The 13,262-nt window shown below is 62.1% G+C and carries 17 protein-coding genes and 1 pseudogene; 7 read left to right on the top strand and 11 right to left on the bottom strand.

Annotated elements, in window-relative coordinates; all coding sequences use genetic code 11:
* The 6 genes from ccmI to C9413_RS16280 form a co-directional block, all read right to left on the bottom strand.
* Positions 1-458 (bottom strand): c-type cytochrome biogenesis protein CcmI (gene ccmI, locus C9413_RS16305; RefSeq protein ID WP_170250638.1); only part of this gene is annotated, 458 nt, incomplete at its 3' end.
* Between the two features lie 115 nt (positions 459-573).
* Entirely contained in the window at positions 574-966 is a 393-nt protein-coding gene (locus C9413_RS16300; protein WP_039844357.1) for a membrane protein, read from the bottom strand.
* A 118-nt stretch (positions 967-1,084) separates the two neighbouring features.
* Positions 1,085-2,488, bottom strand: coding sequence for a HAMP domain-containing sensor histidine kinase (locus C9413_RS16295; RefSeq protein WP_039844356.1), 1,404 nt, complete (start codon positions 2,486-2,488; stop codon positions 1,085-1,087).
* Positions 2,478-3,149 carry a response regulator transcription factor gene (locus C9413_RS16290; protein ID WP_039844355.1) on the bottom strand — a complete coding sequence of 224 codons (672 nt, stop codon included), beginning with the start codon at positions 3,147-3,149 and terminating at the stop codon, positions 2,478-2,480. The genes C9413_RS16295 and C9413_RS16290 overlap by 11 nt, the downstream gene beginning before the upstream one ends.
* Before the next feature lie 52 nt (positions 3,150-3,201).
* Positions 3,202-3,450, bottom strand: a complete 249-nt coding sequence (locus tag C9413_RS16285; RefSeq protein ID WP_039844354.1) for a hypothetical protein — start codon at positions 3,448-3,450, stop codon at positions 3,202-3,204.
* Between the two features lie 216 nt (positions 3,451-3,666).
* On the bottom strand, positions 3,667-3,813 hold the full coding sequence (locus C9413_RS16280) for a hypothetical protein (RefSeq protein ID WP_170250637.1): 147 nt from the start codon (positions 3,811-3,813) through the stop codon (positions 3,667-3,669).
* 212 nt (positions 3,814-4,025) lie between these two features.
* Between C9413_RS16280 and C9413_RS16275 the strand changes: the two genes are divergently transcribed.
* Entirely contained in the window at positions 4,026-5,240 is a 1,215-nt protein-coding gene (locus C9413_RS16275) for an MFS transporter (protein ID WP_223843977.1), read from the top strand.
* Positions 5,241-5,714: 474 nt separating this feature from the next.
* Here C9413_RS16275 and C9413_RS16270 read toward each other — a convergent pair whose 3' ends face one another.
* Both C9413_RS16270 and C9413_RS16265 read right to left on the bottom strand, forming a co-directional pair.
* A complete protein-coding gene (locus tag C9413_RS16270) occupies positions 5,715-6,023 on the bottom strand; it encodes a Dabb family protein (protein ID WP_039844353.1) in 309 nt (102 codons plus the stop codon).
* Between the two features lie 17 nt (positions 6,024-6,040).
* Positions 6,041-6,724 carry a glycoside hydrolase family 19 protein gene (locus tag C9413_RS16265; protein ID WP_039844352.1) on the bottom strand — a complete coding sequence of 228 codons (684 nt, stop codon included), beginning with the start codon at positions 6,722-6,724 and terminating at the stop codon, positions 6,041-6,043.
* Between the two features lie 129 nt (positions 6,725-6,853).
* Between C9413_RS16265 and C9413_RS34215 the strand changes: the two genes are divergently transcribed.
* Positions 6,854-6,985 carry a hypothetical protein gene (locus tag C9413_RS34215; protein WP_257788097.1) on the top strand — a complete coding sequence of 44 codons (132 nt, stop codon included), beginning with the start codon at positions 6,854-6,856 and terminating at the stop codon, positions 6,983-6,985.
* Positions 6,986-7,124: 139 nt separating this feature from the next.
* Here the strand turns inward: C9413_RS34215 and C9413_RS33355 are convergent.
* Positions 7,125-7,329: pseudogene (locus tag C9413_RS33355) on the bottom strand (hypothetical protein); the annotation flags it as partial.
* Positions 7,330-7,803 carry a YcgN family cysteine cluster protein gene (locus C9413_RS16260; protein WP_039846681.1) on the bottom strand — a complete coding sequence of 158 codons (474 nt, stop codon included), beginning with the start codon at positions 7,801-7,803 and terminating at the stop codon, positions 7,330-7,332.
* Between the two features lie 187 nt (positions 7,804-7,990).
* On the opposite strand from C9413_RS16260, the gene C9413_RS16255 reads away from it, so the two are divergent.
* The 3 genes from C9413_RS16255 (at position 7,991) to C9413_RS16245 (ending at position 11,699) form a co-directional block, all read left to right on the top strand.
* The gene (locus C9413_RS16255; RefSeq protein ID WP_039844350.1) at positions 7,991-10,129 is read left to right on the top strand and encodes a PBP1A family penicillin-binding protein; all 2,139 of its coding nucleotides are present in this window, start codon (positions 7,991-7,993) and stop codon (positions 10,127-10,129) included.
* Positions 10,130-10,567: 438 nt separating this feature from the next.
* Positions 10,568-11,155 (top strand): DUF1214 domain-containing protein, encoded by a 588-nt coding sequence (locus C9413_RS16250; protein WP_039844349.1) that lies wholly within the window; start codon positions 10,568-10,570, stop codon positions 11,153-11,155.
* Positions 11,148-11,699 carry a DUF1254 domain-containing protein gene (locus tag C9413_RS16245; RefSeq protein WP_039844348.1) on the top strand — a complete coding sequence of 184 codons (552 nt, stop codon included), beginning with the start codon at positions 11,148-11,150 and terminating at the stop codon, positions 11,697-11,699. The genes C9413_RS16250 and C9413_RS16245 overlap by 8 nt, the downstream gene beginning before the upstream one ends.
* A gap of 9 nt (positions 11,700-11,708) precedes the next feature.
* Here C9413_RS16245 and C9413_RS16240 read toward each other — a convergent pair whose 3' ends face one another.
* The gene (locus C9413_RS16240; RefSeq protein ID WP_039844347.1) at positions 11,709-11,888 is read right to left on the bottom strand and encodes a hypothetical protein; all 180 of its coding nucleotides are present in this window, start codon (positions 11,886-11,888) and stop codon (positions 11,709-11,711) included.
* A gap of 522 nt (positions 11,889-12,410) precedes the next feature.
* On the opposite strand from C9413_RS16240, the gene C9413_RS16235 reads away from it, so the two are divergent.
* Together C9413_RS16235 and C9413_RS16230 are read left to right on the top strand one after the other, a co-directional pair.
* Positions 12,411-12,617, top strand: coding sequence for a hypothetical protein (locus tag C9413_RS16235; protein WP_039846680.1), 207 nt, complete (start codon positions 12,411-12,413; stop codon positions 12,615-12,617).
* A 229-nt stretch (positions 12,618-12,846) separates the two neighbouring features.
* The coding region (locus C9413_RS16230; protein WP_170250636.1) for a DUF2336 domain-containing protein at positions 12,847-13,262 on the top strand (416 nt) is incomplete at its 3' end.

Raw genomic sequence — 13,262 nt, 5'->3', positions numbered from 1 at the left:
CCCCTGCCGTCATCCGGATTCTCCGAAAGATGCCGCTCCGCCTTCACAATCAGCACCGCCATGTCGTTGCCAGGATCCGCCAGCCGACCCGCCAACGGCCGCGACGGCACATCAGGACGGCCGAGCGTGATGTAAAGACAGAGCCCGAGAACTGGCAGCAGCAGGAGAACGAAAGCCTCGCTGAAACGGTGCGGGCGAACGGGCTTGCGTTCCGTCTTCGGCTCGGCAGCCGAGACGGCAATCAGCCTGCGGCCGATTTCGGCCCGCGCATAATCCGCCTCGTCGGCCGAAATCAATCCGCCGACCAAATCGCGATCGAGTTCGCGCAGCTGATCGCGATAGACCGCCGCTTCGCCGGCACGGTCGTCGTCAGCCGCCTTCGCGCCGCGCAAAAGCGGATAAAGCAGGAAGGCGGCAACAGCCGCGGTCATCGTGGCCACCAGAATCCAGAACATCATACCGGCCCAAATACTTGAAGCGCGGGGCCATTCCAACTGGCAAAGTCGGAATGACGAAGATTTGAGGCGTTTGGCCGCAATATCAGGAGGATGTTATCCGCAGCACCGGCCGAAGTCAGCCGAGCGGCGACCAGCTTCCGTCACTGTTGCGGCAGGCCGCGCCACGCGTGACGGTGTCCTTGCTGTCCGCCGTCAGCGTATGCGTGTATTGACGGCAGTTCTGCGAACCCACCTGATAGGGTGCGGCCGCCACAACCTTACCGCTTACATTGCGCCCGCTCCAGACGACCGGCTGGCCGACACCAGCGCCCTCGAGCGCCCGATATTCGGCTTCGAGAGCCCGCTGCTTGTCGCTGTCGCTCAGCTGCACGCCGCTGCGGCCAGCAATTCCGCCCTGCAGCGCCGTAATGAACGCCGCCGATGCCGAAGGCCTGGACGTCGTGCACGACGACAGCGCAACGGCAACAAGAAGCGAAGAAACGATCAAAACATTCGGTCGTAACATCATTCGGTCAAACCAGCATCGGGGTGTGAATCAGGGCCGCCAGATGCGCATCGCCCCATGTCGGCATTAAGGCAAAGCATGCTATGCAATTGCCTATGTCTTTGTGGCATCAAGCAATTGCTCATGCAACATCCTTTGTGACGCCGGGCAGGATTAGCCGCGCCTTCAGGCCGCCCCACTCCCCGCGGGAGAGCTCGAGCCGGCCCTGATACTCATTTGAAATCTCCGTGACGATCGAAAGCCCGAGGCCCGTTCCCGGCTTGCTCTCGTCCAATCGCCGCCCGCGCTTCAGCGCCTCGCGGATTTGGTCGGGCTCCAGTCCCGGTCCGTCGTCCTCGATGACAAGCTCCACCCAGTGCCGCCGCGCGCTTGCTTCGGCGCCCTTCACATCCTCGGCCGCTTCGGCTGCGCTGAGCCGAACCTTCGTCGTAGCAAAACGCGACGCATTCTCCAAAAGGTTGCCGACGGTCTCTTCCAGATCCTGCTGCTCCATGGCAACCGCGAGGTTTTGAGGCGTCACGTTGAGCTCGAATTCCTTGTCGCCATTGAGCCGCCGCATCACGCGCACCAGCCGCTCCAGCGCAGGTTCCGCATCGGTTCGCGCCAGCACCGATTCGCGCTGTGCGGCGATGCGTGCCCGGTTGAGGTAGGATTGCACCTGGCCCTGCATCGCTTCGGCCTGGCTGCGCACCAGCTCACCGTGCGAGCGCTCCAGAACCCTCGCCTCGTTAAGCAGAACTGCAATCGGCGTCTTCAGCGAATGCGCCAGGTTGCCGACCTGCATCCGGGCGCGCTCGACGATGCGCCGGTTGCTGTCGATCAGCGCATTCACCTCGTTGGCAAGCGGTAGGATTTCCCGCGGGAAATCGCCCTTCAGCAGTTCGCTCTCTCCCGCCCGGATGCGCTCCAGCGCCGCGCGCGCCTTGTCGAGCGGCTTCAGGCCGTAGAGAATGGCAAGCGCATTGACGATCAGGCTTCCGACACCGAAGCCGGCCAGCGCCAGATAGAGACTGTGGGAGAAGTTGCTGACGTCGCTCTCGACGACCTCGACATTGCCCGACACCCTGAAGCGCGCAGCGCGCCCGTCCGTGTCGAGCACCACTTCGGTTTCCGCAACCTGCACGCGGTTTCCCGTCGCATCCGTCACCTGGTAATAGCGCTCGTAATTCTTGTCGAAGGGTGCTTCCAGCACCGAGGGAACAGGGATCGTCGCCGATCCCAGCGAAGGCGAAACCAACGGCGCCGTCGTGTAGGTTCCAAGCGGCTCCACCACCCAGTACCAGCCGGTCCTCGGCTGGGCGAAGCGCAGGTCGCCGAGTTGGGGGCTGCCGCTCAGCGCGCCCTGATCGCCGATCGTCACGGAATTGATGACGTTGTAGAGCTGGGCGCGCAGCAGATCCTGGAAACCGCGCTCGGCGCTGCGGCGGTAAAGCGTGGAAATCAGCAGGCCGATCACCACAAGCGCCACGGTCGACCAGACGGTCGTCAGAAGCAGAACGCGTGCGGTGAGCGACTTAATGCGCATTGTTCGGCGCTTGGATGCGGTAGCCGAGACCGCGCACCGTTTCGATCAGGTCCACGCCCATCTTTTTGCGCAGACGGCCGACGAAAACTTCGATCGTATTGGAATCGCGATCGAAATCCTGGTCGTACATGTGTTCGACGAGCTCCGAGCGCGAAACCACCTCGCCCATATGGTGCATCAGATATGCAAGCAGCCGGTATTCGTGCGAGGTGAGCTTCAGCGTCACGCCGTTGACCATCGCCTTGGAGGTCTTCGTGTCGAGCCGCACCGGGCCGCAGGTGATCTCGGAGGAGGAATGCCCGGCCGCACGGCGGATCAGGGCGCGAATGCGCGCCAGCACTTCTTCGACATGGAAGGGCTTGGTAACGTAGTCATCGGCCCCGGCATCGATGCCTGCGACCTTGTCGCTCCAGCGGTCGCGGGCCGTCAGAATCAGAACCGGCACGCCGCGGCCCGCACCGCGCCACTTTTCAAGGACGGTGACACCGTCCATCTCCGGCAGGCCGATGTCGAGGATGATCGCGTCATACGGCTCGGTTTCACCGAGGAAATGTCCTTCCTCGCCGTCGAAGGCCTGATCGACGACATAGCCCGCCTCCTTCAGCGTATCGGCGAGCTGCCGGTTCAGATTGACATCGTCTTCGACTACCAGAATGCGCATCGGTCCGCTTTCACCTCAAGTGTATCACTGGTGTTTCATAGGCCGATTCCGCCTACATCGGAACCCTGACGGTCACCTTGCGTGGACGCTGGCCGTTGCCCTGGACGAGAACGGTGATGATGCAGGTGTTGCCCGATGGCTGCACGGAAAGAAGCTGCCCGCCCGTCTGCTCGACGACCTGCTCAGCCGCCGCGCTGCAATCGCCTGCGACGCGCACGATCAGATCGCGCGGTTCGTCCGGTGAGGGCGCCGATACCGCCAGCCCGGCGGCCAAAACTACGACGCTCAAGGGAGAGGCCATGTGCATGCTTCCAACGTAATTCCAACTTGGTCCGACTATGTACTCACGTGACCTGAATGGCAAATGAATGCCCTGTAACGACGGACGTTTAGAACAATTCTGGACTGTATTTTTCCAGAACTTCCACAGCCGAAAGACGCGAGGGCGGGATGCGCTGAAAACACAGATGTCCCGCCCTGAGAGTCCCTGGGCGAACGCCCAGCCGGGCCCCGGATGTCAGGGCCCGGAGGGATAGGCTGCCTGGTCTGCGGCGCCGTCAAGGATCGACAGCGCATTTTCCTCGGTCATGTCCATCGTCACGAAGGAATAAAGGAAGACCTCAATCCCTGCGCCTTCAGATCGGACAGCGCCAAGACCGCACACGCATCGTCCGGGTCCCGTATAGGCCGGCCCACAGTCCAATCGGCTTATAAGATTGGCTTGGCCCGCACGACTTGATGAAGGCCGAAGATACAAAGCCACACCTTTGCCAGTCAGGCGAGGCGCCCGTTCCGCAATTGGTTGCCGCGGCTTTCGCCGCACACGCGAAACTGCTATGCCACATGTCCTCAGCTCTCAAATCCGTTTCAGCACGAATGTTCAAATTCCCCTTGCGCTCGGCGAAGACGATCGCCGTGCTTGCCGTCAGCCAGATCATCGGCTGGGGCACTACCTTCGATATGCTCGGCGTCATGGGCCGTGTCGTCGGGCCCGATCTCGGCCTGCCGAACGAAGTGGTCTTTGCCGGCCTCACCGTCATGATGGTCGTCAGCGCCATTGCGGGCCCCGCGACCGGCCGCTGGCTCGCGCGCTTTGGTGCAGCCCGCGTGCTTGCCGCATCGTCGGTCACCTTCGCGACGGGCCTGCTGATGCTTGCCGCCACGCATGGGGTCGTCCTCTATGCGGCTGCCTGGATCGTCGTCGGCCTTGGCGGCGCGCTTGGCCTTTCAGCGCCCGCCTATACCGCCGTCGTCGAGCGAGAGGGCCTGAACGGCAGCCGGATTATCGCCATCCTCATGCTTTTCACCGGCCTGTCGGCAACGCTCTTCTGGCCGGTCCTGACGCTGGTGACGGACGCCTATGGATGGCGCATCGCCTTCATCTTTTCGGCGGCGCTTCACATATTCGTCTGCCTGCCACTCCATCTTTTCGCCCTGCCGAAGCCCGCTGCAACGCACACGCAAGGCACTGCCGCGGATACCCCATCGATCGCGCTATCGCCGCGTGAGGGCCGCAAGGCCTTCCTGCTGCTTGCCACCTCGACGACGCTCGGCACCTTCATCAGCTTCGGCATTGCGCCCTCGCTGATCGAAATCTTCCGCCAGTCCGGCGCCTCGCCGGCGCTTGCCCTGCAGCTCGGTTCCGCCCGCGGCGTCATCGGCATTTCCGCCCGCGGGCTCGACATGCTGCTCGGCAAACGCGGCAACCCGATCCTCACCTCGGTCATGGGCATCAGCCTCATGCTGGTAAGTTTCCTCATGCTTTTGCTATGCGGCACCTCGACGCCGCTGCTTGTCGCCTTCATCGTTATGTACGGCTTCGGCTCCGGCGTGCTTGCCGTTGCCCGGGCGCTGCTGCCGCTCGCCTTCTTCTCGCCCCGCGAATACGGCCTGCAAGCCGCCCGCCTCTCGCTGCCGCAAAACCTTGCCAACGCCATCGCCCCCGTCATATTCACCGCCACCCTCGACCGCGTCGGCACCGGACTGACCCTCACCATCTGCGCAGCGCTCGCCGCCCTTGCCCTGGTCTTCGTTTTCATGCTGGCGGGAATGGTCAGATCTGCAAAGCAGATGGTTCCGTCACAGCGCTGAACCGCGTCTGCGCTACGTGCAGCTTGGCCTTGGCCGATCGCCCCCACCGGGTTCACATGAAGCCTCGCGCGACAGCGTCGCATAAGAAGCACCCCGTCCAGCTCGCCTGCCTCGCGCTGCCAGCTCAGGAAACCAGACGCCGCCTTCTTCTCGGCCAAGTCTTTCGTCCGCCACAAAGCCCACGGCAGGAAAGATCGGATGGTGATGGTGTTTTCTCTAAGGGTCTGCCGCTGTCCCTCATCCATCTGCCACCACCTTCTGCCCGTGATCACGGGGAGAAGGGATATGCCCCGCCCTCTTACACGGCCGGCAGCCGGCGTGGGCCACGTCCCCTCGCCCCAGTCGCCCCGGGTGAGGGTGAGGGTGAGGTTGAGGGTGAGCGAAAAATTCAGTTGAAGCGCGAAACTTCTGACGATCCGCAATCAAAGGCTTTCATGGTGAGGAGGCAGGGCCGTCGCAAACCGTCAATCGCAATCAGCCGAGCGGCTGCCTTACCGCTGTCTCAACATCGTAATCCGCCGCAATCCGCATTTCCCGGACCGGCCGCACGAGTTCGATCGAACGCTGGTAATCAGGATGCGCCTTATAAGCGGCAAGTGCCGCCTCGTCGTCGAATTCGCCGTAGACCACCAGGTCGACATCGGTGCCGAGCTGGTCGGTCTTCACATTGGTGCCGATCTCCAAAAGCCGCGCATGCGGAATCGCCGTCAGCACCGAAAGCCCGACGCGCACCGTCTCCAGGTTTTCCGCGCTTGCGGTGAAGAAAACGATATGGCGGATCACCGGGACACTCCTCATCTTCAACAAAGCCGCGCGATAGCACGCGCAAGCCACCCCTTCAACCGCTGCAGGATGCCCGGCGCCTCTTCGCGGCGCAGGGCGGCATGGAAGGTCCGGCCGTATTCGGCGAGCTTCTCCGCCCGGTCCGTGCCGTTGACGATGCGGCGTGCGTTCACCCAGTCTTCCTTTTCGGCGTTCAGGTGGTCGGCAAGCCTGTGCCCGGTGAAACTGCCAACCAGCATGCCTTCGATCAGGATCGTCACGGCGGCCGCCATCTCCATCGCACGGTCCGGCTCGGCGACGAGGTCGATGCCGATGATCGCACTCATCGCCTCGTAGTTGCGCTTGTGGGTGAGCTGAACCAGCCCGCGGCCCAGCCAGCACTTTCCGTCCTCGTCCGGCTTCCAGTATACGGTCTTCACCCAGGAAAGCTTGCCTGCCGCATAGGCGCCGTCGAGAATTTCGATCGCCCTTGCGTCGCTGCCGGCCAGGGTCTCACGCACTGGCTGCATCGTGAAGGCCGTCTCGTGGAAAGCCGTCGCCAGGATGTAGGCCAGCCACCGCCAGTCCGCCTGCGGCATGCGTTGCTCGAAGAAGTCGAGAATCGCCGTCATGCCCTCGACCTGCCCCTCGGAAAGGGCCCCTTTGAACAGGCTTTGCCGCACGGCGTCGAAGAAGAATGTCCGGTCGATGTGGATAACCATGAAATCTGACCTGGTCCTAATCGATTAAAATAATTTCAATCGTTTAAAGCGTTTAAGCCCCTGATTTACACCGCATTTGGCCTATGTCATGCGTTTCCTGTCGAAGCTCGCCGAAGGACAGGAGACCGAATGCAAACGCCCGCCAACAGCCAGCCCACCATTCCACAGCACCTCGTCGACCAGATGGAAAACGAGTGGCGCCAGATCCGCCCGGCGCGCGAAACGCAGCGCCCGGCGCCACAGCCGCCCAAGCAGCGATAAACCCAGAAAACTCAAAAGGCGAGACGGCGGATCCTTCAAATCCCCGTACCTTCGGCTCGCCGCCGCCGTCCAGGATCAGCGTCGTCAGCGCCAAGACGAGCCCACCCAGCCGGTCGGGCGAGCAGCCGTCCGAAACCCCGTCGACGCGCAGGGCAATGCCCTTGCCGCCGGCAGCCGTCACCAATTCCGTCGTCTCCTCGATCGCCTCCGGCCCTCCGTATTCGCCGCGCCGAGTTCCACGGCGATCCCGCCTCCGCAGCCGCGCGTGGTCCGGCAACGAGTGCCGCCTTCCCCTTGAGGTATTCCCGTCCTTCACGTTCGAAACATTCGCCGCCGCTTAGGATCTACCTCTTCGCCCGCTCGCCGTCGCCCACCCTCAGCGGCCAATCGACGATATAATCTTCCAGGTTGTCGGGATCGATCTCCGTCTCACTGATCGTCCGCCCGCGGGCGGAAATGCCGGCCTGGTGCACGGTTTCCGGGTCGCCGGAAACCAGCCGATGCCACCAGTAAAGATCGCGCCCCTCGTTCACCAGCCGGTAGCCACAGGTCGGCGGCAGCCAGGCGATTTCCTGCACGTTCGCCTTCGTCAGCTGCACGCAGTCCGGCACGAAATCCCGCCGCTTCTCGTAGTTCGAACAGCGGCAGCTTTGGCCGTCAAGGAGCTTGCAGGCAACGGAGGTGAAATAGACGTCGCCCGTATCCCACTCCTCCAGCTTGTTAAGGCAACAGAGCCCGCAGCCGTCGCAGAGGCTTTCCCATTCCTCGCTGTTCATTTCGTTCAGCGTTTTCCGCTTCCAGAAGGGTAGTTCGTTCATCATTCGTTTTCTTGCAACAGCGTCCGCAAATCCGCGTGAGACGCCTTCAATTCTCTTGTTATCGGCCGCCAAATCAATCAATTATTCAGCATGCTTCGTTTATCGAAGAGCGGCAATGCCGAAGGATGGCTGTGCTCTGACGCCTGGCTCGCCAGCCGTCAAGCGCGATCGGGCGGGAATCTAAAACGTGCAGGATCCGGACAATCCAGAAGAACCCCCGCGCAGGAGCCGGCACATCCTGCTGAAGATCGATTCATGGATCGATTCCACCCTCTGGAACGCCGGTTTCCGCTCCGCCGAGATCTGGGAAGACGTCACCATCTTTTTTCGCCGCTTCCGCGTGCGCGGCTGGAAGCGCTTAGTCTTCGAACTTAGCGGCGAAGCGTTGACGCTCGGCGCTGCCGGGTCGGTTCTGATGCTCCTCCTCGCCCAGCCTGCCTTCGAGGCTACCAAGGAAGATTGGCGCAATCGCGGCGATTTCGCCGTCACCTTCACCGACCGCTACGGCAATGTCATCGGCCACCGCGGCGTCATCCATCAGAATTCGGTGCCCATCGACGAATTGCCCGATTCGCTGATCAAGGCGGTGCTCGCCACCGAGGACCGCCGCTTCTTCGACCATTTCGGCATCGATTTCATCGGCCTGTTCCGCGCCATGAGCGAGAATGCCCGCGCCGGCGAAGTCGTCCAGGGCGGCTCGACGCTGACGCAGCAGCTTGCCAAGAATCTTTTCCTGTCCAACGAGCGCTCGATCGACCGCAAGATCACCGAAGCCTTTCTGGCGCTCTGGCTCGAAGCCAACCTGTCGAAAAAGGAGATCCTCTCCACCTATCTCGACCGCGCCTATATGGGCGGCGGCACCTTCGGTGCGGCGGCGGCCTCGCAGTTCTATTTCGGCAAGAACATCACCGATGTGAACCTCGCAGAATCGGCCATGCTTGCCGGCCTCTTCAAGGCACCGGCGAAATATGCGCCCCACGTCAATTTGCCGGCAGCGCGCGCCCGTGCCAACGAAGTGCTTACCAATATCGTCCAGAGCGGATTGATGACCGAGGGCCAGGTGATTGCCGCCCGCCGCAGTCCGGCGACGATCGTCGACCGCAACGAGCAGGAATCGCCCGATTTCTTCCTCGACTGGGCCTTCGAGGAGGTCCAGCGTCTTGCCGCGCGCTTCCACCAGCATTCACTGATCGTGCGCACCACGATCGACATGGGTATCCAGAAGGCGGCAGAAGATGCAGTCGAGACGTCGCTGCGCGAATATGGCGAGTCCTTTCATGCCAAGCAGGGCGCGATGGTGATGCTTGAAAACGGCGGCGCGGTGCGCGCCATGGTCGGAGGGCGGGACTACGGCGAGAGCCAGTTCAACCGCGCGACGCGGGCGCTGCGCCAGCCGGGCTCCTCCTTCAAGGTCTATACCTATGCAGTGGCGATGGAGAGCGGCATGACCCCGCAGACTACCATCGTCGATGCGCCGATCTATTGGGGCAACTGGAGCCCGCACAACTACGCGAACCGCTATGCCGGGCGCGTCACGCTCGAAACGGCGATCGCGCAATCGATCAACACGATCCCGGTGCGGCTTGCCAAGGACAAGCTTGGCATCCAGCCGATCCGCGCCATGGCCAAGGCGATGGGCATCGAATCGCCGGTGCGCGACGACGTGACAATCCCGATCGGAACGTCGGAAGTCACCGTTCTCGACCAGGCGACGGCTTATGCGGTGTTTCCGGCGGGCGGCTATCAATCACGTCGCCACGGCATCGCCCAGATCCTGGATTACGGCGGCGACGTGCTCTACGATTTCGACCGCGACGAGCCGCCGGCCAAGCGCGTACTGTCGGAAAAAGCCGATGCCTACATGAACCAGATGCTGACCCGCATCCCCTATTTCGGCACCGCCCGCAAGGCAGCGCTCGACAACGGCATCCTCACCGGCGGCAAGACCGGCACGACGCAGGCCTATCGCGACGCCTGGTTCGTCGGCTTCACCGGCAACTACACCTGCGCCGTCTGGTTCGGCAACGACGACTATACCTCGACGAACAACATGACCGGCGGCTCGCTTCCCGCCATGACCTTCAAGCGCGCCATGGATTACGCCCACCAGGGCATCGTCCTGCGTCCCATTCCCGGCGTCGAAAACCCGGCGCCGCCGGCCAAAGAAACCGCCAAGACCGCCGCTGCCAAACCCGAAGACAGCATTCCACAGCTCATCCGTCCCCGCATGCTCTCGGTGGGATCGACAAGGATCCTCAAAGACCTCGGGGAAAAGCTGAAATCCGCCCCGCCACTCGAAGCGCAGAAGGTGGCGAGCGCGGGGTAGGTTTCACGGCAAGACCGATGGGCGGCTGCGTGTTCACCCCCACGATCCTCATTCCCGCGCTCGTCGCAGGAGCCCAGCCACGGTGCGTCCGCGCGGCGAAGAGCCTCATAGACCATGCAGGCAACGCGAGATGTCGCCCAATTCGGATGTCGCACTTGCCGTCCACAATGTCAGCGATCCGCTCCGGTGACACTGCGACAGCGTCTGCCGATGCATCTCCGTCGAGCTGCACCGGCTTGAAGAACTCCTCTCGAAGTCTTTCGCCCGGATGCGGATTGGGCAGCAAATCGTCGCTCGTCTGTGGCATGGCAACTTCTCCTTCCTCCACACATCCCCCCAATCCTCCACCGCGTATTCGCCCGCGCCCGCGCCCGCGCCATTCCACCCCGCCGGAATCAATGCTAACCCTTTCACCTGATTTGTTTCCAAGGGCATGCAGTGTTTCGATTCCCGCTTTTTATCGCGATCACGCTGATTGTCGCTTTCGGCGGCGGAATCGTGGTTTCGCTCTATGCGCTGGACGCGACGCAGGGGTTTGGCGCGATCAAGCTCGGCGCCTGGGAAGCCTTTCCCGAATTGCAGACGGCCGATGCCGATCCTTATGCGAAGTCCCACCGCGCCCGGGCCGGCAAGCTGCTTTATGGCAGCGCCGAGGGGCTGACTTTCACGGCGAGCGTCGACGACAGCGGGGAGCGGTTGAACGCGGCCTGCAGCTACCGCATCAGCGGCCAGACGCCGCCTGCCCGGCTGTGGACGCTGTTTACTTCGGACAACAGCGGCAATCCCGCCTCCATCCGTCCCGGGCTGCCGGCGGCGCTGAATTCCTGGACGATCCTGCGCCAGGCCGACAGCAGCTTCACTATCGACATTTCCGCCAATGCAAGGCCGGGCAACTGGCTGGCGCTTCCCGCCGCCGGCACGTTCCGGCTGGTCCTGACGCTGTTCGACACGCCGACTGCCGGAAGTTCGGGCGTCATCGATCTCGCTATGCCGAGGCTTACGAAGACCGGATGCGGCAATGCTTAGGCTGATATTCTCAATCCTGACCGGCCTCTTCGGCGCCGCGCTGCTGCATCTCGTCATCATTCTCGCGCTGCCGCACTACACCGGCAGGGACGCCCAGACGCGGGTTCTTGCTGAGGGCGATCAGAACCATTTCTATCTGCTCTCAGCACAAACCGACGACGCGGGGCTAGCAAACAGCGATCCTTTCTTGCGCACCGCCGTCTGCGCCTTCGATCTGGAAAACAACCCAGTCCGCTTCACGGCAAAAGGCAACGTGCCGTTCTGGTCGATCGCCGTCTATGACGGCGCCTCGAACGAAGTCTTCAGCATGAATGACAGAACGTCTGTGGGGGGAGCGCTGGATGTTCTCGTCGCAACGCCGATCCAGCTTACCGGTTTGCGCAAATCGCTGCCTGCGGAGCTGCAGCCGACTATTCTTGTCGAGATGAACCACCCGCAAGGCTATGCGGTGCTCAGAACGCTTGCCCCGCAGGCAAGCTTCGATGAGGCAGCCAGAAGCTTCCTCGCGGGCGCCGGCTGTGAGGCCTATGCACCCGCCGACTGAGGCTTGGCCTCACTCGTTCTCCGCGCGGTTCTCCACACGCGATGCGCGATGCGCCGGGCGCTTCGGCATCTCCGGGAGGCGCTCGTAGCGTACGCCCGTGAACAGCAGAATCTGAGCCGTGACCGGCTCCCTTTCCTTGCGGCGTGGCATCTGTTGCCGCCGGTCCGCCAATGCGACTACTATGGCCATTCTCGTCTCCATGCACTGCCCGAGACGGATGAACGTGAGCGGATTTCACCCTGCCCGCCTGCACGGGCCAGCGCGTCCTGCGGCGCCGGATATTCCGGACCGAGGGCATTCGCGCCTTTCTCACGGCACCTATTCGAAATACCGTGAAGCGGAATCTTGACGACCGAAGCACTCAATCGCGCCGTTCCTATCCGAATTGAGACACATGATAGTTAACAGTCTACTAATATTGCAGGCTCGCGGCGTCTGCACGACACCGGTTACTAAACGCGGTTACCAGCCGTTTGGTTTCAATCCGACGGGAGCAAAAATACGAATATAATTCGACAATTATTTCAACCACTTAAAATCACCACGTGGCGACGTCCCGAGAAAGGGCGACTGTTGCATATTTACGTCACAAAAGATATTTAATTGCGGCCGCCTCATTTGCGCATATCGTGTTTTTGCCAGTCGAGTTTCAGGGCAATGGCCGGTTGGGAGACCCATGTATGCTCTTGCCGCAAGAACGGAGGGCAGATGATGTCATTGATGTTGAACTCGTCATATTCTCCGGAAGACCTCGATGTGCTGAGATGCGTTATTGGACGCATGGTGCGCGGAAAGGCGATCGATATCAAAAGCGCCGACGCGCGATTTGCCGCCTCTGCCGCGCTCGATCTTTCCCAGGCAGGCCATACCGATAGCGAGAAGCTGCTGACGGCCACGCGTTCGCACAAAGGTCTTTGAACTGCATCCCGCAGATGCGTCCGGGAGCGCCTTGCCCGCTGCAAGGCGCTTTTTCATTGCGCTGGCGATCCTGAGATGCACGTTATGCGTGCATCATCATCTCGCATTTGATTAAAATCTTCAGCAACCGTTAACCGTGCCGGTGTAGGATTTGTTCATCTTCGCATGGGTTGATGTGCGTTCCGCCAGCGCATGAGGGCCCGAGTTCCGCGTTTCCCAGGGTGTTCGTGTGCGTGACCGGTTTCGAGACCTAGAGGGGCCCCTGGCCATCCGGAAAAAGGATGTGGTATTGATGGCGACAGTCAGCAGCTTTGAAGGATTGGCGCATCCCACCCGATCCGAGCTGCGCCAGTTCGCCGAACTGTTCATGCCGCTTTTTCAGGCCTCCTCCGACGAAGCTCGCCGCCAGGCGGTTGCCGCTCTTTCACAGTGCAAGACCATACCATCGGCCGTTGCCCTCTTCATCGGCAGCCAGCCGATCGCAATCGCTGCGCCATTCCTGACGGCTTCGCAGGCGGTCGACGACGATACGTTGATCGTCATCGCACGGTCGCAGGGAGCTGCCCACGCCCGGGCGATCGTCAGCCGCGACAGCCTTTCGCCCAAGGTCATCGATGCGCTTGTGGCGCTGCGTCACGCCGAGCC

The sequence above is a fragment of the Rhizobium sp. SEMIA 4085 genome (genome assembly GCF_013004495.1).
GTDB lineage: Bacteria > Pseudomonadota > Alphaproteobacteria > Rhizobiales > Rhizobiaceae > Rhizobium > Rhizobium gallicum.
This window is presented reverse-complemented; position numbering and strand designations above follow the sequence as displayed.